Annotated in this window: 18 protein-coding genes; 14 read left to right on the plus strand and 4 right to left on the minus strand. The window is 76.3% G+C overall.

Annotated elements, in window-relative coordinates; all coding sequences use genetic code 11:
- The first annotated feature begins 36 nt into the window (after positions 1 to 36).
- Positions 37 to 1,359 carry an ABC transporter ATP-binding protein gene (locus ACI798_RS20695; protein ID WP_457048842.1) on the plus strand — a complete coding sequence of 441 codons (1,323 nt, stop codon included), beginning with the start codon at positions 37 to 39 and terminating at the stop codon, positions 1,357 to 1,359.
- Between the two features lie 20 nt (positions 1,360 to 1,379).
- The gene (locus tag ACI798_RS20700) at positions 1,380 to 2,999 is read left to right on the plus strand and encodes a glycoside hydrolase family 13 protein (protein WP_457048843.1); all 1,620 of its coding nucleotides are present in this window, start codon (positions 1,380 to 1,382) and stop codon (positions 2,997 to 2,999) included.
- A gap of 3 nt (positions 3,000 to 3,002) precedes the next feature.
- Here ACI798_RS20700 and ACI798_RS20705 read toward each other — a convergent pair whose 3' ends face one another.
- Positions 3,003 to 4,013: a PfkB family carbohydrate kinase gene (locus tag ACI798_RS20705; protein WP_457048844.1), complete on the minus strand. Its 1,011-nt coding sequence runs from the start codon at positions 4,011 to 4,013 to the stop codon at positions 3,003 to 3,005.
- A gap of 195 nt (positions 4,014 to 4,208) precedes the next feature.
- Here ACI798_RS20705 and ACI798_RS20710 point away from each other — a divergent pair, with 195 nt between their 5' ends.
- Positions 4,209 to 5,051: a PspA/IM30 family protein gene (locus tag ACI798_RS20710; RefSeq protein WP_457048845.1), complete on the plus strand. Its 843-nt coding sequence runs from the start codon at positions 4,209 to 4,211 to the stop codon at positions 5,049 to 5,051.
- Between the two features lie 51 nt (positions 5,052 to 5,102).
- Here ACI798_RS20710 and ACI798_RS20715 read toward each other — a convergent pair whose 3' ends face one another.
- A complete protein-coding gene (locus tag ACI798_RS20715; protein ID WP_456943232.1) occupies positions 5,103 to 5,957 on the minus strand; it encodes a DNA-formamidopyrimidine glycosylase family protein in 855 nt (284 codons plus the stop codon).
- A 98-nt stretch (positions 5,958 to 6,055) separates the two neighbouring features.
- On the opposite strand from ACI798_RS20715, the gene ACI798_RS20720 reads away from it, so the two are divergent.
- A complete protein-coding gene (locus tag ACI798_RS20720; RefSeq protein WP_457048846.1) occupies positions 6,056 to 6,640 on the plus strand; it encodes an antibiotic biosynthesis monooxygenase in 585 nt (194 codons plus the stop codon).
- Between the two features lie 45 nt (positions 6,641 to 6,685).
- Here ACI798_RS20720 and ACI798_RS20725 read toward each other — a convergent pair whose 3' ends face one another.
- Positions 6,686 to 7,534, minus strand: coding sequence for a cold shock domain-containing protein (locus tag ACI798_RS20725; protein ID WP_457048847.1), 849 nt, complete (start codon positions 7,532 to 7,534; stop codon positions 6,686 to 6,688).
- 83 nt (positions 7,535 to 7,617) lie between these two features.
- Positions 7,618 to 12,234 carry an ATP-dependent helicase gene (locus ACI798_RS20730; protein ID WP_457048848.1) on the minus strand — a complete coding sequence of 1,539 codons (4,617 nt, stop codon included), beginning with the start codon at positions 12,232 to 12,234 and terminating at the stop codon, positions 7,618 to 7,620.
- A 104-nt stretch (positions 12,235 to 12,338) separates the two neighbouring features.
- Here ACI798_RS20730 and ACI798_RS20735 point away from each other — a divergent pair, with 104 nt between their 5' ends.
- The 10 genes from ACI798_RS20735 (at position 12,339) to recA (ending at position 21,138) form a co-directional block, all read left to right on the plus strand.
- Positions 12,339 to 13,484, plus strand: coding sequence for an acyl-CoA dehydrogenase family protein (locus tag ACI798_RS20735; RefSeq protein ID WP_457048849.1), 1,146 nt, complete (start codon positions 12,339 to 12,341; stop codon positions 13,482 to 13,484).
- A complete protein-coding gene (locus ACI798_RS20740; RefSeq protein WP_457048850.1) occupies positions 13,481 to 14,731 on the plus strand; it encodes an MFS transporter in 1,251 nt (416 codons plus the stop codon). The genes ACI798_RS20735 and ACI798_RS20740 overlap by 4 nt, the downstream gene beginning before the upstream one ends.
- Positions 14,732 to 14,917: 186 nt before the next feature.
- Positions 14,918 to 15,379, plus strand: a complete 462-nt coding sequence (locus tag ACI798_RS20745) for a MarR family winged helix-turn-helix transcriptional regulator (RefSeq protein WP_457048851.1) — start codon at positions 14,918 to 14,920, stop codon at positions 15,377 to 15,379.
- Positions 15,376 to 16,017: a hypothetical protein gene (locus ACI798_RS20750; protein WP_457048852.1), complete on the plus strand. Its 642-nt coding sequence runs from the start codon at positions 15,376 to 15,378 to the stop codon at positions 16,015 to 16,017. The genes ACI798_RS20745 and ACI798_RS20750 overlap by 4 nt, the downstream gene beginning before the upstream one ends.
- A 9-nt stretch (positions 16,018 to 16,026) precedes the next feature.
- Positions 16,027 to 16,221: a DUF3046 domain-containing protein gene (locus ACI798_RS20755; RefSeq protein ID WP_456943224.1), complete on the plus strand. Its 195-nt coding sequence runs from the start codon at positions 16,027 to 16,029 to the stop codon at positions 16,219 to 16,221.
- Between the two features lie 95 nt (positions 16,222 to 16,316).
- On the plus strand, positions 16,317 to 17,240 hold the full coding sequence (locus tag ACI798_RS20760; RefSeq protein ID WP_456943223.1) for an ATP-binding cassette domain-containing protein: 924 nt from the start codon (positions 16,317 to 16,319) through the stop codon (positions 17,238 to 17,240).
- Positions 17,237 to 18,067 carry an ABC transporter permease subunit gene (locus tag ACI798_RS20765; protein ID WP_457048853.1) on the plus strand — a complete coding sequence of 277 codons (831 nt, stop codon included), beginning with the start codon at positions 17,237 to 17,239 and terminating at the stop codon, positions 18,065 to 18,067. The genes ACI798_RS20760 and ACI798_RS20765 overlap by 4 nt, the downstream gene beginning before the upstream one ends.
- 41 nt (positions 18,068 to 18,108) lie before the next feature.
- A complete protein-coding gene (locus ACI798_RS20770) occupies positions 18,109 to 19,275 on the plus strand; it encodes a sensor histidine kinase (protein ID WP_456943221.1) in 1,167 nt (388 codons plus the stop codon).
- Positions 19,272 to 19,919, plus strand: a complete 648-nt coding sequence (locus ACI798_RS20775; RefSeq protein WP_456943220.1) for a response regulator — start codon at positions 19,272 to 19,274, stop codon at positions 19,917 to 19,919. Before ACI798_RS20770 ends, ACI798_RS20775 begins: the two co-directional genes overlap by 4 nt.
- Before the next feature lie 187 nt (positions 19,920 to 20,106).
- Complete coding sequence (gene recA / locus ACI798_RS20780; protein ID WP_456943219.1) at positions 20,107 to 21,138, plus strand: recombinase RecA; 1,032 nt, start codon at positions 20,107 to 20,109, stop codon at positions 21,136 to 21,138.
- Positions 21,139 to 21,247 lie beyond the last annotated feature (109 nt).

Genomic DNA, 21,247 nt, shown 5'->3' on the forward strand with positions numbered 1-21,247 from the left:
CACCATCCCGCCGACCCATCGAGGGGACGAGATCTGATGGCCTCCATCGAGATGAAGAACATCGTCAAGCAGTACGGGGACGGCTACCCGGCCGTGAACGACGTCAGCCTGGACATCGCCGACGGCGAGTTCATGATCCTCGTCGGCCCGTCCGGCTGCGGGAAGTCGACGCTGCTGCGGATGATCGTCGGGCTCGAGGACATCACCAGCGGCGACATGGTCATCGGCGGCAAGCGGGTCAACGACCTGGCGCCGCGCGACCGCAACCTGTCGATGGTCTTCCAGAACTACGCGCTCTACCCGCACATGACGGTGTTCGAGAACATCGCCTTCCCGCTGCGGCTGTCCAAGACGCCCGACGACGAGGTCCGCCGCCGGGTGAACGAGGCCGCCGACGTCCTCGAACTGAAGGAGCACCTCGAGCGCAAGCCGGCGAACCTCTCCGGTGGTCAGCGGCAGCGCGTCGCGATGGGCCGGGCCATCGTGCGCCAGGCCGAGGCGTTCCTCTTCGACGAGCCGCTGTCCAACCTCGACGCCAAGCTGCGCGGCCAGATGCGCACCGAGATCAGCCGGCTGCAGCGCCGGCTGGGCATCACGACCGTCTACGTCACCCACGACCAGACCGAGGCGATGACCCTCGGCGACCGGGTCTGCGTCCTGCGCAAGGGCAAGATCCAGCAGGTCGCCTCGCCGCGGGAGCTGTACGAGCAGCCGGTCAACCTGTTCGTCGCGGGGTTCATCGGCTCGCCGCCGATGAACTTCCTCCCGGCGACGCTGGAGGGCAACGCCCTGCAGACGCCGTTCGGGCAGGTGGAGCTCGACGAGAAGCGGGTCGCCGCCGTGCGGGGCCGCGACCTGCTGCTGGTCGGCATCCGGCCGGAGTACTTCGAGGACGCCTCGCTGGTCGACGAGGCCAAGAGGCCGCACGGGTCGCTCTTCCGCGCCCGCGTCGACGTGACCGAGTGGCTGGGCGACTCGCAGTACGCCTACATCCCCTACGAGGCGCCGGAGGCGATCACCAGCCAGCTGCGCGACCTGTCGCGGGAGCTGGACTCCGAGGAGCTGCGCACCCAGGCGATCGTGTCGATCGACGCGACCAGCCGCATCCGCGAGGGCCGGGACGCGGAGTTCTGGCTCGACAGCCGGAAGATCCACGTCTTCGACCCGCAGACGGGTGAGAACCTCACCCGGGACGCCGAGGCCGGCGCCCGGCTCACCCAGCTGGCCGAGGAGGACCGGGTCGGGCAGGTGCAGGACGCGCAGGCCAGCGGGCAGACCGTCGGCTCCAGTGTCATCGCCGGGACCACCGGGCCGTCCGGTTCCTCCGGGTCGTCCGGGGCCCACCGGGCCGGCGCCTGAGGGAGGACCGGCCCCTCCTCGTGGACCACCGCCGCCCGTGGTGGCGGACGGCGGTGGTCTACGAGGTCTACCTGCGCAGCTTCGCGGACGGGACCGGGGACGGGCTGGGCGACGTCCCCGGTCTGCGCGGCCGGCTGGGGCACCTGGCCGACCTCGGCGTCGACGCGCTCTGGGTGACCCCCTGGTACCCGTCGCCCATGGCCGACGGCGGGTACGACGTCGCGGACTACCGTGACGTCGACCCGCGTTTCGGCACCCTGGCCGACGTCGACGCGCTGCTGGGTGACGCGCACGCGCTGGGGCTGCGCGTCGTCGTCGACCTGGTCGCCAACCACACCTCGGCCGAGCACCCCTGGTTCCGGGCGGCCCTCGCCGGCGGACCGACGGCGCCCGAGCGGGCGCGCTACTTCTTCCGGGACGGTCGCGCGGGCGGCACGGAACCACCCAACGACTGGATCAGCGCGTTCGGCGGGCCGGCGTGGACCCGGGTCCCCGACGGCCAGTGGTACCTGCACCTGTTCGCCCCCGAGCAGCCCGACCTGGACTGGACGTCGCCGGACGTGCAGGAGGAGTTCGACGGCATCGTGCGGTTCTGGCTCGACCGCGGGGTGGACGGGATCCGCGTCGACGCGGCGCCGGCGATGGCCAAGGTGCCCGGCCTGCCCGACGCCGGGCACGGCCCCGGCGCGGTGTTCGCCAGCAGCGAGTGGGTGGACAACCCGCACTGGGACGTCGACGCGGTGCACGAGGTCTTCCGCCGCTGGCGGCGCATCGGCGACACCTACGACGGCGACCGGCTGTTCGTCTCCGAGGCCGTCGTCCGCGGGCCCGAGCGGCTGGCCCGCTACGTGCGCCCGGACGAGCTGCACACCACCTTCAACTTCGACTACCTCAGGGCGCCGTGGGACGCCGCGGCCCTGCGCGCGGTGGTCGACGGCACCCTCGCGGCGCTCGCCCCCGTCGGCGCGCCGGCCACCTGGGTGCTGTCCAGCCACGACGAGACCCGGCACGTCACCCGCTTCGGCCGGGCGCACAGCGGCGCCGCCGTCATGGGGTTCGACGCGGCCGGGCCCGCCGACCTCGCGCTGGGGTTGCGGCGGGCACGCGCCGCGGTGCTGCTGACGCTGGCCCTCCCCGGCGGTGCCTACCTGTACCAGGGGGAGGAGCTCGGCCTGCCCGAGGTCGAGGACCTGCCCGCCGACGCGCTGCAGGACCCCACCTGGGAGCGGTCCGGGCGCACCGCGCGCGGCCGCGACGGCTGCCGCGTGCCGCTGCCGTGGTCGGGGGACCGGTCGCCGTTCGGGTTCGCGCCCGACGGCGTCGCCCCGTGGCTGCCCCAGCCGGCGTCGTGGCGGGACCTCACCGTCGAGGCGCAGCGGGACGACCCGGCGTCGACGCTGTCCCTTTACCGGGCGGCCCTGCGGCTGCGCCGCGAGCTCCTGGCCGAGGAGCCGCTGACCTGGCTGGACCGCGGCGCCGGCGTCCTGGCCTTCGACCGCGGGCCGGCGCTGCGCTGCGTGGTCAACCTGTCCGCGGCGCCGGTCCCGCTGGAAGGGCTCGGGCGGGTGCTGCTCGCCAGCGCCGCGGCCGGCGACGACCTGCCACCGGACACCGCCGCCTGGCTGGCGCCGGGCAAGTGAGCGTCAGCCGCGGGCGGCGGCCAGCTCGGCGGCGGTGGGCGGGTCGGCGCCGACCCGCGTGCAGGTGAGCGCGGCGGCCAGCGCGGCGTCGTCGACCAGGCGCAGCAGGTCGTCGTCGGACAGCGCCTCCAGCGCCGCGCGGGAGGTGACGCCGGCGGCCAGCAGGCCGGCGAAGAACCCGGCCGCGAGGGTGTCGCCGGCACCGACGGTGTCGGCGACGGTCACCCGCGGCGGCTCGCGGTGCAGCAACGGCCGGCCCGGCCGGGCGATCCGCAGCGGCGCCCCGCCGTCGGTGAGCAGCACCAGCGCCGGGCCGCGGTCCGCCCAGCGCTGCGCGGTGGCGTCGAGGTCGTCGGCGGCGTCGGGCTCCAGCCAGCCGAGGTCCTCGGCGCTGACCTTGACCAGGTCGGCGACGGCGACCAGCCGGTCGAGCCGGGCCCGGACGGCGCCCGGGTCGTTGCCCAGCGTGGCGCCGACCGGGCCGCCGGCCAGCATCGGGCGCAGGTTGGGGTCGACGCTGACCAGCGCGCCGCCGGCCAGCCGCTCGGCCAGCCGGGCGATCGCGTCGCACCCGGGCGGGGTCCAGCTGGAGATGGAGCCGACGTGCAGCACCGCCGTCGCCTCCGGGACGACGGCGGCCAGCTCCTCGTCGGTCCACTGCCAGTCGGCGGCGCCCTGCACGTGGAAGCCGTAGTCGGCGGACCCGTCGGGGGCCAGCCCGACGACGGCGAGGCTCACCGGCTCGGTCGCGGCCACCATGCCGCGGGTGTCGACGCCGGACAGCTCCGCGTGCCGCCGCAGCGCCGGGGCCAGCGGGCCGGTGCCGAGGCGGGCCAGCAACGCCACCGGGGCGCCCAGCCGCCCGGCGGCGACGGCGACGTTGAGCGCGTTGCCGCCCGGCCGCGCCACGTACTGCGGCGCGGTGCCCTCGGGGCCGGCGTCGGCGTCCGGGACCGGCAGCAGGTCGACGACGAGCTCGCCGAGGACGGTGAGGGTGGGGACGGCGCTGTCCATCGGCCGACCCTAGCCCGGCCCGGGCCGGTCCTCCGGGGATCCCCGGACGGGGGACGGCGGCCGGACCGGGGACGTCCCTGTTGGCCGGGACACCGTTCCTGCTGGGACGATGACGGGGAGAACCGCCGCGGCACCGCGGCGGTGCGGGAGCCAGGAGGCGGCGCGGGACCGCGCCGGAGCAGGAGGAGCCCAACCATGCCCAACCCGATCGTCAAGCTCTGGCGGTACCTGACCGCGTCGGCCAACGCGCAGATCGACCAGCGGGCGGACCCGAAGATCCAGATCCAGCAGGCGATCGAGGCCGAGCAGCAGCGGCACCAGGCGCTGGCCAACCAGGCCGCCGCCGTCCTCGGCAACCAGCGGCAGCTGGAGATGCGGCTGAACCGGCAGCTCGGCGAGGTGGAGAAGCTGCAGGCCTCGGCCCGCCAGGCGCTGGTGCTGGCCGACCAGGCCCGCGGGCGGGGCGACGCGCCCAAGGCCGGCGAGTACGAGCAGGCCGCGCAGGCCTTCGCCACCCAGCTGGTCGCCGCCGAGCAGGCGATGGAGGACCTCAAGCGCAGCCACGACGAGGCGCTGCAGGCCGCCGAGCAGGCGCGCGGCGCGGTCGAGCAGAGCCGGATGCGGCTGCAGACGACGCTGGCCGAGCGCACCAAGCTCATGAGCCAGCTCGAGCAGGCCAAGATGCAGGAGCACGTGGCCGCCTCGATGCGGCAGGTCAACGAGCTGTCCGCGCCGGGCAACACCCCGAGCCTGGCCGAGGTCCGCGACAAGATCGAGGCCCGCTACGCCAACGCGCTCGGCCAGGCCGAGCTGGCGCAGACCTCGGTCGAGGGCCGCATGCTCGAGGTGCAGAAGGCGACCCTCGACGTCGCGGGCGCCTCCCGGCTGGAGCAGATCCGCGCCGCGATGGGCGGGCAGGGCGCCGGTCAGCCGGCCGTCGAGGGTGGCACCGGCGCGGCGGGGGCGCTCGGCCCCGGGACGGCGTCGCCGTCGTTCGAGAAGACCGAGCAGACCGCCCAGCGTCCCGAGAACGCCTAGGTCCTGACGGCCGCGGGCCCGGCTCCCCCGGGAGCCGGGCCCGCGGCTTCTCTAGTGCGCGTTCGCCAGCGGCGGCGGGCGGCCGGGCTCGCCGGTGCGCGCCGCCGGGTCGACGGGGGCGTCGGTGGCCTGGCAGGTCGGGCACCAGTAGGTGATCCGTTCCTGCAGGTCCGGGCCCTGGTCGCCGCGCAGGATCGGGGTGCCGCAGCGGTAGCAGGGCTTGTCCTTGCGGCCGTACACCCAGTGGTCCCGGCCGCGGCGCAGGTCGCCGGTGGTGCTCTGCTCGGGCCGGTCGCGGTTGGCCAGCATCAGGGAGCGGGTGCGGTCGACCAGCCCCGGGAGGTCCTCGACGTCGGCCACCCGCATCCACGGGTGCACGCCGCAGACGAACAGGCCCTCGACCTTGTAGAGGTTCCCCGGCCCGCACAGGTTGCGCTGGTCGAGGATCGCGACGCCGATCTGCTCGTCGGGGTGCGCCCGCAGCCGGCGCAGCGCCTCGTCGAGGTCCCAGTCGGGCCCGAGGACGTCGGGGCCGAGGTGGCCGACGACCTGCTCCTCGTCGGTGGTGCGGACCATCGTGACGTCGTGCAGCCGGTAGCCAACGCAGTCCCACTGGTCGGTCGCGAGGATCGCGCGGATGGAGAACGCCGGCCCGCCGCGCCAGCGCGCGCCCTTGCGGTAGATGTGCCAGCTGCCGTCCATCCGGTAGTGGGTGCGCAGCGTCCAGCCGTCGGTGAACCGGGTCAGCATGTGCTTGCCGCGGGGGACCACCTCGCGGACCGTGCGGCCCTTCAGGTCGGTGGCGGCCAGCTGCGGCACCCGCAGCTCGCCGCGGCGCAGCGTCTGGCCGGCCAGCGCGGTGTTCATGCGCTTGGCCGCCAGCCAGACGGTGTCTCCCTCGGGCACCTCCCCAGTGTCCCCTGCGCGCATCCGCGCTGCTCGGGAGCGAGGGACGTCACCCCGGCGGCGGGAAGCGCGCGCCCGGCGCAGACGCTGCAGCAGCCGTGCAGCGACGTCCCGTCCCCGCGAGCACCACGCCCGCGCACCTGACCGCCGCCGGCGAGCCGGTCACCGTGACCGTCGCCCGCGACGTGCGGCCCGACCAGCAGGACGCGTTCGAGCGCTGGGCCGACGACGTCCTCGGCCAGGCCGCGGACTTCCCGGGCAACCTGGGCGCCAGCCTGCTGCGGCCCGGGCCGGGCTCCACCCGCTACCACCTGGTCTACCGCTTCGCCGACGGCGAGTCGCTGGCCCGCTGGGAGCGCTCGGCGCAGCGGCAGGAGGCGCTCGAGCGCGTCGAGCACCTCGCCGAGGGTGCCGACTACGCCCGCGTCGCCGGGCTGGACAGCTTCTTCACCGCGCTCACCCCGCCGCGCCCGGGCCCGCGCTGGCGGCTCACCGTGCTGACCATCGCCGCGGTCTTCGCCATCACGCTGGCCTTCCAGCTGCTCGTGGCCCCGCACGTCACGTCCTGGCCGCTGCCGGCGCGGCTGCTGCTGTCGGCGACCGTCGTCGTCGTGCTGCTCGGCCAGGTGGTCATGCCGCGGCTGTCGCGCTGGTTCGCCCCCTGGCTGCGCGGCCGCCGCTGACCCCGCCGGGCCACCTGGTGCGGCGGCGGCCCGGCGGGATCGTCGTCAGCCGAGCGGGCGGACGCCGCTGGCGCTGGTGCCGCGGGCGCCGGAGGTGCGGGTGAACGCCACCCGCTGGCCCTCCTCGAGCTCGCGGTAGCCGCCGTCGTCCTCGATCTCGGAGAAGTGCACGAAGACGTCGTCGCCGCCGTCGTCGGGGGTGATGAAGCCGAAGCCCTTCTCGGCGTTGAACCACTGCACCGTGCCCTCGGCGTCGCCGCCGGCGTCCCCGCCGCGCGGGGCGCGGGCCGGCCGCTGGTCCCGGCCGCCGCGGTCGTCCCGGCGGTCGTCACGGCGGTCGTCACGGCGGTCGCGCGGCGCGGGGCGGTCGTAGCCGCCGCGGCGCGGGGTGGACGGCAGCAGCCGCACGGAGTCGGCCTGCAGGCCGCGGTTGCCCTCGAACAGCTCGAACTCGACCCGGTCGCCCTCCTCGAGGTCGCCGCCGCGGGTCACCGCGGAGACGTGCACGAAGACGTCCTCGGGGACGATGAAGCCGAAGCCGCGGTCGGCGTCGAAGCGCGCCACGGTGCCCTGCACGACGATGCCGCGCGGAGCCCGGCCCCGCCCCCGGTCGTCCCGTCCGCGGTCGTCCCGCCCGCGGTCGTCGCGGCCCCCGCGGTCGTCGCGGCGGCCGCCGCGCGGGGCGCCGCCGGTCGGGCGCACCCGCTCGGCCTGCGGGCCGCGCGGCCCCTCGGTGGCGTCGTACTCGACGGGCTGGCCCTCGTCGAGGGTCCGGAAGCCACCGGTGTCCTCGATGGCCGAGAAGTGGACGAAGACGTCGTCCCCGCCGTCCTGCGGCTCGATGAACCCGAAGCCCTTGTCCGCGTCGAACCAGCGGACCGTGCCGGCTGCCATGTCTGTATCCCTCGATCCCTCACGTACTGCGACGGTCCACGGTACGCGCTCGGGGCGAACCGGCTCCCGTCAGCCGCGGAGGCTCACCCCCGCAGACGTAGCCCGCGCGGGGTGGCCGCGAACCCGGCGGCCTGCAGCGCGGACGACAGCGGGGTGTCCTGGTGCACCGAGGCGCCGTCGGCCTTCTGCACCACCATCCGGCCCAGCGCCCCGGCGGCGACGGCGCCCGACAGCGCGGTGGCCGCCTCCTTGAGCGTCTGCTCGTCCTCGGTCCACGACAGCAGCGACTTGCCACCGCGCTCGACGTAGAGCACCAGCTCGCCGTCGACCAGGACGACCAGGGCCCCGGCCTTGCGGCCGGCGCGGTGCCCGCCGGCCCGCTTCCCGCCGCCGGTGCCCTCGCCGACGTCGACGGCCACCTGCTCGGCGGACTCGCCGTCGGCGGGGCCGGTGCGGTCGGGCCACGGCAGGGCGGCGCCGTAGACGTTGGCCGGGTCGGTGGCCGCGAGCACCACCGCGCCCTCGGGCGTGCGGTCGGGGACGGCGAACGCGCGCAGCCGGTCGACCGCGCCGACCGTGCCGAACTGCGCGGCGCCGAGGGTCTCGACGAAGTAGCCGCGCCGCGCCCGGTTGTTCTCCTCGAACGCGCGCAGCACCGGGTAGACGGCGGAGAACCCGCCGGGCACCTGCTCGGCCATGACCGCGCCGCGGGTCAGCACGCCGTGCCGCTCCAGCAGCGCCTCGGCGCGGGCGGTGGTGCGCCGGGTCGGGTTGCCCTCCCGGTCGGGCAGCCGCGACCACCGTCCGGCGACCGTGGGCGGGCCGGTGCGGCTGGGCATCGCCGGGCGGCCCAGCCGGGTGCGGCCGTAGCGGGTGCGGTCCACGCGGGCGCGGGGTGGCGCCGGTGCCCGCTTGTGCGTGCCGCCGCCGGCCAGCCGGGTGCGCAGCGGGACGAGGGTGTCGTTGGTGAGCAGCCCGGCCCACACCAGGTCCCAGACGACGTCGGCGAGCGCGGTGTCGTCGGTGGACCCGACAGCCTGACTGACGCTGTCGGACAGCCCGCGGAAGAACACCGCCTGCCCGGCCGACAGCTGCTCGAGGACGGCGTACCCGACGCCGCCCTGCTCGGGCAGCTCGAGGGTGTCCGGCAGCAGCAGGGGAGCGAGGTCGGCGGGCACGAGGCTCACCCAGCCGTCGCCACCCGGCAGCCCGCCGGCGCCGGCCCACAGCACCTCGCCGGCGCTGGTCAGCTCGTCGAGCATCGCGGGGGAGTAGTCGCGCACCCGGGTCGGGAGCACCAGCGTCTCCAGCGCGCTGGCCGGCACCAGCGCACCGGCCAGCTGCTCGACCACCGCGAGGACGCCGTCGACGCCGCGCATCCGGCTGCCCACCGACTGCCAGGCCGGCGTGAACCGGGCCAGCGTGCCGATCGGCACCGGCTCGACCTCCTGGCGCAGCTTGGCCAGGCTGCGGCGGCGCACCGAGCGCAGCACCTCGGCGTCGCACCACTCCTGGCCGGTGCCGCCGGGCCGGAACTCGCCGGTGACCAGCCGGCCGGTGCCGACCAGCCGCTGCAGGGTGGCGGTGACGACGGCGACGCCCAGGCCGAGCCGGCCGGCGACCTCGGTCGGCTGGAACGGGCCGTGCGTGCGGGCGTAGCGGCCGACGATGTCGCCCAGCGGGTCGGCGACCGGCTCGGTGAACGCCTCGGGGACGCCCACGGGCAGCGCGGTGCCCAGCGCGTCGCGCAGCCGGCCCGCGTCCTCGATGGCGACGTGCCGCTCCTCGCCGGCGATCCGCACGACGATCGCCCGCCGGGAGGCCACCAGCTCCTCCAGCCACTCCGCGGGGACGCCGCGCTGCGCCGCCTCGGCGGGGGTGAGGTCGCCCAGGCCGCGCAGCAGGTCGGAGGCGCCGTCGACGTCACGGGGGTGCCGCTCGGCCGGCAGCCGCTGCAGCTCGCGCTCCACCTCGGCCAGGGCCTCGGCGTCGAGCAGCTCGCGCAGCTCCGAGCGGCCGAGCAGCTCGGCGAGCAGGCCGGTGTCCAGCGCCAGCGCCTGCGCGCGGCGCTCGGCCAGCGGGGCGTCGCCCTCGTAGAGGAACTGCCCGACGTAGCCGAACAGCAGCGACTGCGCGAACGGGCTCGCGGCCTGCGTCTGGACGTCGACCACCCGCACCCGCCGCGAGCGGACGTCGCGCATCAGCTCGACCAGGCCGGGCACGTCGTAGACGTCCTGCAGCACCTCGCGGGCGGCCTCGAGCGTGATCGGGAACGACGAGAAGTCGCTGGCCACGCTCAGCAGCTGGGCGGCGCGCTGGCGCTGCTGCCACAGCGGCGTGCGGCGGCGCGGGTCGCGGCGGGGCAGCAGCAGCGCGCGGGCGGCGCACTCGCGGAAGCGGCTGGCGAACAGGGCCGAGCTGCCGACCTCGGCGGTCACCTCGCGCTCGACGTCGTCGGGGTCGAGGACGGCGAGGTCGGCCTCGGGCGGCTCGCCGGTGGTGTCGGGCAGGCGCAGCACGATGCCGTCGTCGGAGTGCATGGACGCGACGTCGACGCCGTAGCGCTCGCGCAGCCGGGCGGCGAGCACGAGCGCCCACGGGGCGTTGACCTGCGCGCCGAAGGGGGAGTGGACGACCAGCCGCCAGTCGCCGAGCTCGTCGCGGAACCGCTCGACCAGCAGCGTGCGGTCGTCGGGGAGGTGGCCGGTGGCCGCCTTCTGCTCGGCAAGGTAGGCGAGCAGGTTGGCCGCGCCCCAGTCGTCGAGGCCGGCGGCCTGCGCCCGCTCGCGGCCCTTCTCCGGCGTCGCCGAGCCGACCTCGCGGAGGAACGCGCCGAGCGCGCGGCCCAGCTCCAGCGGCCGGCCGGGGGCGTCGCCGTGCCAGAACGGCATCTTCCCGGGTTGGCCGGGGGCGGGGGAGACCAGCACCCGGTCGTGGGTGATCTCCTCGATCCGCCACGACGACGAGCCGAGCAGGAAGACGTCGCCGACCCGCGACTCGTAGACCATCTCCTCGTCGAGCTCGCCGACCCGGCGCCCGCCGGCCCCCTCGCCGCCGACGAGGAAGACGCCGAACAGGCCGCGGTCGGGGATGGTGCCGCCGCTGGTGACCGCCAGCCGCTGGGCACCGCTGCGGGCGGTCAGGGTGTCGGTGACCCGGTCCCAGGTCAGCCGCGGCCGCAGCTCGGCGAACGCGTCGGAGGGGTAGCGGCCGGCCAGCATGTCGAGGACGGCGTGCAGCGCGGAGTCGGGCAGGCCGGAGAACGGCGCCGACCGGCGCAGCAGCGCGCCGACCTCCTCCACCGTCCTCGGGCCCTCGGACACGATCGCGACGATCTGCTGGGCGAGCACGTCGAGCGGGTTGCGCAGGTAGCGGATCGACTCGATCGCGCCGGCCTTCATCCGCTCGGCGACCAGTGCGCACTGCACGAGGTCGCCGCGGTACTTGGGGAACAGCACGCCGCGGCTGACCGCGCCGACCTGGTGCCCGGCGCGGCCGACCCGCTGCAGGCCCGCGGCCACGGTGGGCGGCGCCTCGACCTGGACGACGAGGTCGACCGACCCCATGTCGATGCCGAGCTCGAGCGACGACGTCGCCACCACCGCCGGCAGCCGCCCGGACTTCAGCGCCTCCTCGACGATCGCGCGCTGCTCCCGCGACACCGAGCCGTGGTGGGCCGCGGCGACCGGCTGCACGCCCTCGGGGACGCCGCCGCCGGAGCCGGCCTGCGCCATGAGCGCCGCGGCGTTGGTGCCGGGCGGGACGGCCTCGCCGGTGGCCCGCTCGTAGGCCATCTCGTTGAGCCGGCTGGTCAGCCGCTCGGCCAGCCGGCGGGAGTTGGCGAACACGATCGTGCTGCGGTGCGCCTCGACCAGGTCGAGCACCCGCTCCTCGACCGCGGGCCAGATCGACGCCCGCGGCTGGTCCCCGGCCGCGGACCCCTCCAGCTCGCCGGTGGGCTGGCCCAGCTGGCTCATGTCCTCGACCGGGACGACGACCGACAGGTCCCACTCCTTGCCCGCCGGCGGCTGCACCACCCGCACCGGCCGGCCGCCGGCGAGGAAGGTGGCGACCTCCTCGATGGGGCGCACCGTGGCCGACAGGCCGATCCGCTGTGCGGGACGGTCCAGCAGCTCGTCGAGCCGGTCGAGGGAGACCGCCATGTGCGCGCCGCGCTTGCTGTCGGCGACGGCGTGCACCTCGTCGACGATCACCGTCTCCACCCCGCGCAGCGCCTCCCGCGCGGAGCTGGTGAGCATGAGGAACAGCGACTCGGGCGTGGTGATGAGGATGTCGGTGGGCCGCCGGGTGAACGCCCGCCGCTCGTCGGCCGGGGTGTCGCCGGAGCGGATGCCGACGGTGATGTCCGGGCGCGGCAGGCCCAGCCGCATGGCCGCCTGCCCGATGCCGGCCAGCGGCGCGCGCAGGTTGCGCTCGACGTCGACGGCCAGCGCCTTGAGCGGCGAGACGTAGAGGACCCGGCAGCGGCGGCTCTCGTCGGCCGGCGGCGTGCTGGTCAGCCGGTCCAGCGACCAGAGGAAGGCCGCCAGCGTCTTCCCCGACCCGGTCGGGGCGACGACGAGCGCGTGCTCGCCGCTGCTGATGGCGTCCCAGGCGCCCTCCTGGGCCGCCGTGGGCTCGGCGAAGGCGCCGGTGAACCAGGCCCGGGTGGGCGCGGAGAACCGGTCGAGAGCGGGCACGTGTCCAGTGTCCCCGCGGGTACGACAGTCCGCTCACCTGCGCCGACGCCGGAGGTGGGCGGCGTGCGCCCGGCCCGGGGGTGGCGTGCGGCACACTGCCCGGCATGCGCCACTCGCTCTACGAGGCCGAGCACGAGGACTTCCGGCAGACGGTCCGCACCTTCCTGGAGAAGAACGTCGCGCCGTTCCACGACCGGTGGGAGCGCGAGGGGATCGTCCCGCGCGAGGTGTGGCTCGCCGGCGGCGAGCAGGGCCTGCTCGGGATGGACATCGACGAGCGGTTCGGCGGCGGCGGGGTCCGGGACTTCCGCTACAACGCCGTCCTCGACGAGGAGGTCACCCGGGTCGGCGCGAGCGGCCTGGGTTTCGGCCTGCACAACGACGTCGTCTCGCCCTACCTGCGTGACCTGTGCACCGAGGAGCAGGCGCAGCGCTGGCTGCCCGGCTTCTGCCGCGGCGAGCTGGTCACCGCCATCGCGATGACCGAGCCGGGCACCGGCAGCGACCTGCAGTCGATCCGCACCACCGCCCGCCGCGACGGCGACTCGTGGGTGCTCAGCGGCGCCAAGACCTTCATCACCAACGGCATCAACGCCGACCTGGTGATCGTGGTGGCGCGCACCGACCCCGACGCCCCCGGCGCGAAGGGCACCAGCCTGCTCGTCGTCGAGCGGGGCATGCCCGGGTTCACCCGCGGCCGCAACCTCGACAAGGTCGGCCTCAAGGCGCAGGACACCGCCGAGCTGTTCTTCGACGAGGTGCGGGTGCCGGCGGAGAACCTGCTCGGCACGGAGAACCGCGGCTTCGCCCACCTGATGGAGAACCTGCCGCAGGAGCGGCTGTCGATCGCCGTGGGCGCGGTGGCCGCCTGCGAGACGGTGCTCGCCCGGACCCTCGAGTACGTGACCAGCCGGACCGCCTTCGGCCGGCCGGTCGGCAGCTTCCAGAACAGCCGCTTCGTCCTCGCCGAGCTGCACACCGAGACGACGGTCGCGCGGACGTTCGTCGACGAGTGCGTGCGCCAACTGGGCACCGGCGAACTGACCGCCGTCGACGCGGCGATGGCCAAGTACTGGACCAGCGAGCTGCAGAACAAGGTCGCCGACCGCTGCCTGCAGCTGCACGGCGGCTACGGCTACATGGACGAGTACCCGGTGTCCAAGGCCTGGCGCGACGCCCGCGTGCAGTCGATCTACGGCGGCACCAACGAGATCATGCGCGAGATCATCGGCCGGTCGCTGGGCCTGTGACGACGCAGGCGGCCGCCGACGTCGGCCGGGTGCAGCGGCGCACGGTCGCCGTGCTCTCCGGCGCGGTCGCCCTGGGGGGCCTCGGCGTGACCGTCGGGATCACCGTCGGCGGGCTGCTCGTGCGGGAGGTGTCGGGCAGCGACGCCGCCGCGGGGCTCGGGCAGACGATGGGCGTGTTCGGCGCCGCGGTGCTCGCCGTCCCGCTCGCGCGCGTCTCCGACCGGGCCGGGCGGCGGGCCGGGCTGGCCGCCGGGTACGCCGTCGCCGTCGGCGGCGCGGTGGTCACCGTCGTCGCCGCGGCGCTGTCCTCGCTCCCGCTGCTGTTGGTCGGGCTGTTCGCCTTCGGCGCGGCGACCGCGTGCACCCTGCAGGCGCGCTACGCCGCGGCCGACCTCGCCGTCCCCGAGCGGCGCGGCCGCGCGCTGTCGCTGGTCGTCTGGGCGACGACGGTCGGCTCGGTCCTCGGCCCCAACCTCGCCGCGCCCGGCGCCGACCTGGGGCGCGCGCTCGCCCTGCCCGCGCTCGGCGGTGGCTTTGTCGTGTCCGCCGCCGTGTTCGCCGTCGTCACCGCCGGGCTGTGGCTCGCCCTGCGCCCGGACCCGCTGCTGCTGGCCCGCCGGCTCGCCGACGGCGGCGGGCCGGCGCCCGACCGCCCGCGGCGGGCCACCCGGGGCGCGCTGGCGGCGGTGTGGGCCGACCCCGGCGGCCGGCTCGGCCTGGTCGCCGTGGTGGTCTCCCACGCGGCGATGGTCGGCGTCATGGTCATGACGCCGGTGCACATGGGCCACGCCGGCGGGCACGACGACGCGACGACGCTGCGCCTGGTCGGCGTGGTCATCAGCGTGCACGTGGCCGGCATGTACCTGTTCAGCCCGCTCGTCGGGTGGCTCGCCGACCGGGTGGGCCGGCGCGCGACGGTCGCGCTCGGCGGGGCGCTGCTCCTCGCCGCCGCGGGCCTGGCCGGGACCGCGCCGCCGGAGGCCGCGGGCCGGCTGAGTGTGGGCCTGCTGCTGCTCGGGCTGGGCTGGTCGTGCGGGCTGATCGCGGGCTCCACGCTGGTGACCGAGGCGGTGCCGGCGGAGGTGCGGCCGACCGCGCAGGGCGGCGCGGACCTGCTCATGGGCCTGGGCGCGGCGGTCGCGGGCGCCGTCGGCGGCCCTCTGCTGGCGCTGGGCGGCTTCGGCCTGGTCGCCGGGCTGTCCGCGGCGCTGGTGGTGCCGCTGGCGCTGGTCTGGCTGCGGCGCTGACCGCCTCGGTGTCCCCTCAGTGGCCGCGCATGTTGCGCCACAGCATCACCAGCGTGATCAGCAGGCAGACCGCGATGCCGATCTCGAGGACGACGTCCCACGTGGCCGAGCCCGTGCTGGGGAACACGCCTCCAGCCTAGGCCCGTCCTGTATCGTGAAGACACTTCACGGTGCAGGAGGCTCACGATGGGGGACGCGCGGGTCGCGGCGCTCGACCGGGTCCTGGAGGTCACCGTCCTGCTGGGGCGGGACCTGACGACGTCGCTGGCGGCCGAGGGCCTGACCGTCGCCCGGACGACGCTGCTGTGGCGGCTGCGCACCGCCGGCCCCAGCACCCAGCGCGCGCTGGCCGACGCCCTCGGGGTCAGCGCCCGCAACGTCACCGGGCTGGTCGACGGGCTGGCCGAGGCCGGCCTGGTCACCCGCGAGCCGCACCCCACCGACCGGCGGGCCACCCTGGTCACCCCCACCGCCCGCGCCGAGCGGCTGCTCGAGGAGATGGCGGCGGGGCAGGTGCAGCTCGCTGAGCAGCTGTTCGGCGGGCTGGCGCCGGACCGCCTCGACGGGCTGGTGTCCGCCCTCGACGAGGTCCTGGAGCGGCTGCGCGCCCTGGTCCCGGGCGGCGCGGCCGCGGGGGAGGCGCCGTGACCGCCCGCGAGCTGGTGCGCCGGGCGGTGGCCTTCGAGCTCGGCACCTGGCGCAGCCTGTGGCGGTGGGTGCGCCGCCGTCCCGACGTGCCGGCCGGCGCCGACGCCTTCCCCTACGCCTCCGCGGCCGCCCCGGTGATGTGGACGTTCATCGTGCTGTCGGCGGTCGAGATCCCGCTGGTCGACTGGCTGCTGCCGTGGCAGTCGCTGCGGGTCGCGGTGGCGGTCCTCGGCGTCTACGGGCTGCTGTGGATGGTCGGGATGCTCGCCGGGCAGCGCGTCCACCCGCACACCGTCGACGCCGCGGGGCTGCGGGTGCGCAGCGGCTGGACCGTCGACGTCCGGGTGCCGTGGGAGGAGGTCGCCGCGGCGCGCGTGCGGCGGCGCAGCGTCGAGGGCTCGCGCACGGTCGTCGTCGCGGAGGAGGGGGAGCGGCGCGCGGTGTCGGTCGCCGTCGTCTCCTCCACCCAGGTCGACGTCGAGCTGCGGACGCCGCTGGTGCTGCCGCTGGCCCGCACCGGCGGCCGTCCGGTGACCGAGCTGCGGCTGGCCGCCGACGACCCGGCGGCGCTGGTCCGGCGGCTGCGGGCGGGGATCGCCGACCACGCGGCCGCCACGGCCGACGGGGACGCGCGCTAGCGTCGAGGCGTGCGCCTGCAGGAGTTCTGGTCCCGGCTGGAGACCCAGTTCGGGTCGATGCGGGCGGAGAGCGTGGCGCGCGACCACGTGTTCTCCGTGCTCGGGGGCCGCTCGGCGGTCGACGCGATCGAGGCCGGCGTGCCGGTGCGCCGCGTGTGGCTGGCGATCTGCGAGGAGTACGAGGTCCCCCCGAAGGAGCGCTGACCCGCGGGCGTACTCCGCACGGAGCAGGAGCGGGGGCCGGAGTCCGTCCTGCCGGCCGACGCGCGGGGGCCGTCGCGCTCCCTAGCGTCGACCGCGTGATCGAGATCGAGGGACTCACCAAGCGCTACGGCCGCCGGACCGCCGTCGACGACCTCACCGTCACCGTCCGCCCCGGGCGGGTGACCGGCTTCCTCGGCCCGAACGGCGCCGGCAAGTCGACGACGATGCGCGTCGTCGTCGGCCTGGACCGGCCGACCGCCGGCACCGTCCGGGTCGACGGGCGCCGCTACGCCGACCTGCCCGCGCCGCTGCGCACCGTCGGCGCCCTCCTCGAGGCGCGCTCGGCACACCCGGGGCGGACGGCGCGCGACCACCTGCGCATGCTCGCCGCCACGGCCGGGCTGCCGCGGTCGCGGGTCGACACCGTCCTGGACCTCGCCGGGCTGACGGCGGTGGCCGGCCGGCGGGTCGGCGGCTTCTCCCTCGGCATGGGCCAGCGCCTGGGCGTGGCGACGGCCCTGCTGGGCGACCCGGCCACGGTGGTGCTCGACGAGCCGGTCAACGGCCTCGACCCCGACGGCGTCCTCTGGATCCGCACCCTCACCCGGAGGCTGGCGGCCGAGGGGCGGACCGTGCTGGTGTCCTCGCACCTGATGAGCGAGATGGCGGTGACCGCCGACCACCTCGTCGTCCTCGGCCGCGGGCGGCTGGTCGCCGACGCGCCGACCGCCGACGTCCTCCGGCGGGCCGGCGGCTCGTCGGTGCGGGTCCGCAGCCCGCGGGCGGCCGAGCTGGTGGACCTGCTGGCCGGCGACGGCGTGGTGCTGGACTCCGCGGAGCGAGGGCTGGTCGAGGTCCGCGGGCTGGCGGCCGCCGAGATCGGCGACCGGGCCGCCCGGGCCGGGATCGCGCTGCACGAGCTGACCCCGGTGTCGGCCTCCCTCGAGGAGGCCTTCATGGACCTGACCCGCGACGAGCGGGAGTACCGCACCGACGCCGGACGGGAGGTCCTGGCATGACCACCGACACCCTCGGTCCCGACCGCGCCCTCCTGGCGACGGGTCACCGCCGCCCGGCCGGCGGCAGCCTGCTGGCCGGGCAGTGGGTGGCCGTCCGGTCGCTGCGCACCACGTGGTGGGTGCTCGGCGGGGCGTCGGCCGCGATGGTGCTGTTCGGGCTGCTGTTCACCTCGACCGCGGAGTCCGGCGGCCCCGGCGGGCAGGGCGGCCCGCCCGGCCTGGACCTGGCCGACCCGGTCGCGCTGAGCCTCGGCGGGTACCGCCCGGCCGCGCTGGCCGTCGGGGTGCTCGGCGTGCTGCTGGTCACCGGCGAGTACACCAGCGGCGCCGTGCGGGCCACCTTCGCCGCCGTGCCGAGGCGCTGGCCGGTGCTGCTGGCCCGGGCCGTGGTGCTCGCCGCCGTGGCCCTCGTGACCACGGGCCTGGCGGCCCTGGCCGCCTTCCTCGTCGGCCAGGCCGCGCTCGGCGACGCCGGGGTGTCCCTCACCGACGCCGGGGTGGCCCGCGCCGTCCTGGGCGCCGGGCTGTACGTGACGGCGATCGGGGTGCTCGGTTCCGCGCTGGGCTGGCTGCTGCGCTCCACCGGCGGCGCGGTCGGCACCCTGTTCGGGATCGTCTTCCTGCTGCCGGTGCTCGGCGGTCTGCTGCCCTCGAGCTGGGGTCCCGACGTCGTGCGGTGGCTGCCGGGCCAGGCCGGGTCGAGCGTCCTGCAGGTCGCTCCCGGGTCCGACGGGTTCGCGCCGTGGACCGGCTACGCCGTCCTCTGCGGCTACCTGGTGGTGCTCTACGCGGCCGCGGTGATCACGGTGCGCCGACGGGACGCGTGAGACCAGGGTCCCGCGGGGCGGCGAGGGGCACGATGGCGCCCGTGCGGGTGCGGTCGGCGGTGGGGACGGTGGGACCGGTGGTCGCCGGCGCCGTCCTCTCCGTCGGCCCGCTCGTCCGCTTCGGCGGGCCGACCCCTGCCGACGTCGTCGTCACGCTGCTGGCCTGGGCGCCCGCCCTGGCCCGCGCCCGGGCGCCCCTCCCCGCCTTCACGGCCAGCGTGGCCGTGGTCGTCGGCTGGTGGCTGGCCCACGGTCTCGACCCGCGCCACCTGCTGCCGGCCGGGGCGGCGGTGCTGCTGCTGCTCGTGTGGGTCGTCGACCGCTGCGACCCGCCGGCGGCCGCCGCCGCCGTCGCCACCTGCCTGGTCGTCCCCCTGGTCGCCGGCGGAGCCGCGCTGGCCGGCCGCCCCGGCGGGGCCGCCGTCGTCCCGCTCGCCGCGGTCACCGTCACCGCGGCCGTCGTGGGCCGCGACCGCCGCACCCGGCGCGCCTACCTGGAGGCGCTGGAGGACCGTGCCGCGCGCGCCGAGCGGGAGCGCGACGCCCGGGCGCGGGTCGCCGTCGTCGAGGAACGGGCGCGCATCGCCCGCGACCTGCACGACGTCGTCGCGCACAACCTCTCGGTCATGACGGCGCTGGCCGACGGCGCCGGCTTCGCCCCCGGCACCGGCCAGGCCCGGGAGGCGGTGGCCCAGATCGCCGCGACCGGCCGGCAGGCGCTCGCCGAGATGCACCGGCTCGTCGGGGTCCTGCGCACCGACGACGACCCGGCCGAGCGCGCACCGGCGCCGGGCCTGGCCGACCTGACCGGCGTCGTCGAGCAGGTGCGCGCCGCCGGGCTCCCCACGGTGCTCACGGTCACCGGCCGGCCGCGTCCCCTGGCGGCCGGCGCGCAGCTCGCCGTCCACCGGCTGGTGCAGGAGGCGCTGACCAACACGCTGCGGCACGCCCGCGGCGCGCGGTCGGCCGAGGTCCGGCTCGACTGGCGGGCGACCGGGCTCACCGTCGTGGTCACCGACGACGGCGCCCCCGGTGTCCCCCCGGACCGGACCGGCCACGGGCTGGTCGGCATGCGGGAGCGGCTCGCGGCCTGGGAGGGGACGGTCGACGCCGGGCCGGGCCCGGGCGGTGGCTGGCGGGTGGCCGCCGTCCTGCCCCTCGCGGCCGCCCGCGCCGAGGAGGACGGCACCGCGGTGGCGGCCCCGTGACCACGCGCGTGCTGCTCGTCGACGACGAGCCGCTCGTGCGCGCCGGCCTGTCGATGGTGCTCGAGGCCCAGGAGGACCTGACGGTCGTCGGGCAGGCCGGGGACGGCGCGGCGGCGGTCGGGCTGACCCGCGAGCTGCGCCCCGACGTCGTGGTGATGGACGTCCGGATGCCCGGCGTGGACGGCGTCGAGGCCACCCGCCGCATCGTCGCCGAGGAGCTGCCCGGCCGGGTCCTGGTGCTCACCACCTTCGACCTCGACGAGTACGCCTTCGCCGCGCTGCGGGCGGGGGCGAGCGGCTTCCTGCCCAAGAACGCCGAGCCCGCCGAGCTGCTGCGGGCGGTGCGGGCGGTCGCGCGGGGGGACGCCGCCGTGTCGCCGCGGGTGACCCGCCGCCTGCTCGAGACGGTCGCGCACCGGCTGCCGGCGGGCACCCCGCCCGACCCGCGCGTCGCGTCCCTCACCGGCCGCGAGCGGGAGGTGCTGCGCGCGGTGGCCCGCGGGGAGTCCAACGCCGAGATCGCCGCGGCGCTCGTGCTGTCGGAGCTCACCGTGAAGACGCACGTGGCCCGGATCCTGGGCAAGCTGGGCCTGCGCGACCGCACGCAGGCGGCGGTGTTCGCGCACACGCACGGGCTGGTCTGACCGGAGCCGGCCGTCCGCGCGTGTCCCCTCGACTCGAACACCTGTTCGTCATACTGTGAGCACGTCCACAGGGAGGTCGTCCCTCCACAGGCCCGGACGGTCACCGGAAAGTGTCAGACCCCCGACCTAGCGTCGCCTCCGACACCGCATCGACTCCACGACACGCGACTTCCCGAAGGTGAGCAGCATGGCAACGCTCGACCGCGACAAGGCCCTCGACATGGCCCTCGCCCAGATCGACAAGCAGTTCGGCAAGGGCTCGGTCATGCGCCTGGGCGACAGCACCGCCCAGGCGATCAAGGTCATCCCGACCGGCTCCATCGCCCTCGACATCGCGCTCGGCATCGGCGGGCTGCCCCGCGGCCGCATCATCGAGGTCTACGGCCCGGAGGCCTCCGGCAAGACCACGGTCGCGCTGCACGCGGTGGCCAACGCCCAGGCCGCCGGCGGCATCGCGGCCTTCATCGACGCCGAGCACGCGCTCGACCCGGAGTACGCCCGGGCCATCGGCGTCGACACCGACGCGCTGCTGGTCAGCCAGCCCGACACCGGTGAGCAGGCCCTCGAGATCGCCGACATGCTGATCCGCTCCGGCGCGCTCGACATCATCGTCATCGACTCCGTGGCGGCCCTCGTGCCCCGCGCCGAGATCGAGGGCGAGATGGGTGACAGCCACGTCGGTCTGCAGGCCCGCCTCATGAGCCAGGCGCTGCGGAAGATCACCGGTGCGCTGAACAACTCGGGCACCACCGCGATCTTCATCAACCAGCTGCGCGAGAAGGTCGGCATCGTCTACGGCTCGCCCGAGGTGACCACCGGTGGCCGCGCGCTGAAGTTCTACTCGTCGGTGCGCCTGGACGTCCGCCGGATCGAGACCCTCAAGCAGGGCACCGAGGCCGTCGGCAGCCGGGTCCGCGTCAAGGTCGTCAAGAACAAGGTCGCTGCCCCGTTCAAGCAGGCCGAGCTCGACCTGCTGTGGGGTGTCGGGTTCAGCCGCGAGGGCGGGCTCATCGACGCCGGCGTCGAGCAGGGCTTCATCCGCAAGTCCGGCGCCTGGTACACGTACGAGGGCGACCAGCTCGGCCAGGGCAAGGAGAACGTCCGCGCGTTCCTCCGCGACAACCCCGACCTCGCCGACGAGATCGAGAAGAAGGTCAAGGAGAAGCTGGGCATCGGCCCGCAGGTCGACGCCCCGGCCGCTGACCCGGTCGACTTCTGAGCGACCCCGTGACCGGCTGGTCCGGCCCGGCCCCGGAGTGGGCCGGGCCCGAGCAGGCCGACCGCCCCGCCGGCCGCCGCGGCCGGGGAGCCCGCCAGCCGGGCTCCCC

Source organism: Geodermatophilus sp. SYSU D01045, assembly GCF_054050295.1.

What these genes read in the sequence shown, in the direction of transcription:
- ACI798_RS20705 (WP_457048844.1), bottom strand. Translation starts at nt 4,013, where the DNA reads ATGGACAGCGCCGTCCCCACCCTCACCGTCCTCGGCGAGCTCGTCGTC.
- ACI798_RS20735 (WP_457048849.1), top strand. Translation starts at nt 12,339, where the DNA reads ATGCGCCACTCGCTCTACGAGGCCGAGCACGAGGACTTCCGGCAGACG.
- ACI798_RS20765 (WP_457048853.1), top strand. Translation starts at nt 17,237, where the DNA reads ATGACCACCGACACCCTCGGTCCCGACCGCGCCCTCCTGGCGACGGGT.
- ACI798_RS20695 (WP_457048842.1), top strand. Translation starts at nt 37, where the DNA reads ATGGCCTCCATCGAGATGAAGAACATCGTCAAGCAGTACGGGGACGGC.
- ACI798_RS20745 (WP_457048851.1), top strand. Translation starts at nt 14,918, where the DNA reads ATGGGGGACGCGCGGGTCGCGGCGCTCGACCGGGTCCTGGAGGTCACC.
- ACI798_RS20725 (WP_457048847.1), bottom strand. Translation starts at nt 7,534, where the DNA reads ATGGCAGCCGGCACGGTCCGCTGGTTCGACGCGGACAAGGGCTTCGGG.
- ACI798_RS20710 (WP_457048845.1), top strand. Translation starts at nt 4,209, where the DNA reads ATGCCCAACCCGATCGTCAAGCTCTGGCGGTACCTGACCGCGTCGGCC.
- recA (WP_456943219.1), top strand. Translation starts at nt 20,107, where the DNA reads ATGGCAACGCTCGACCGCGACAAGGCCCTCGACATGGCCCTCGCCCAG.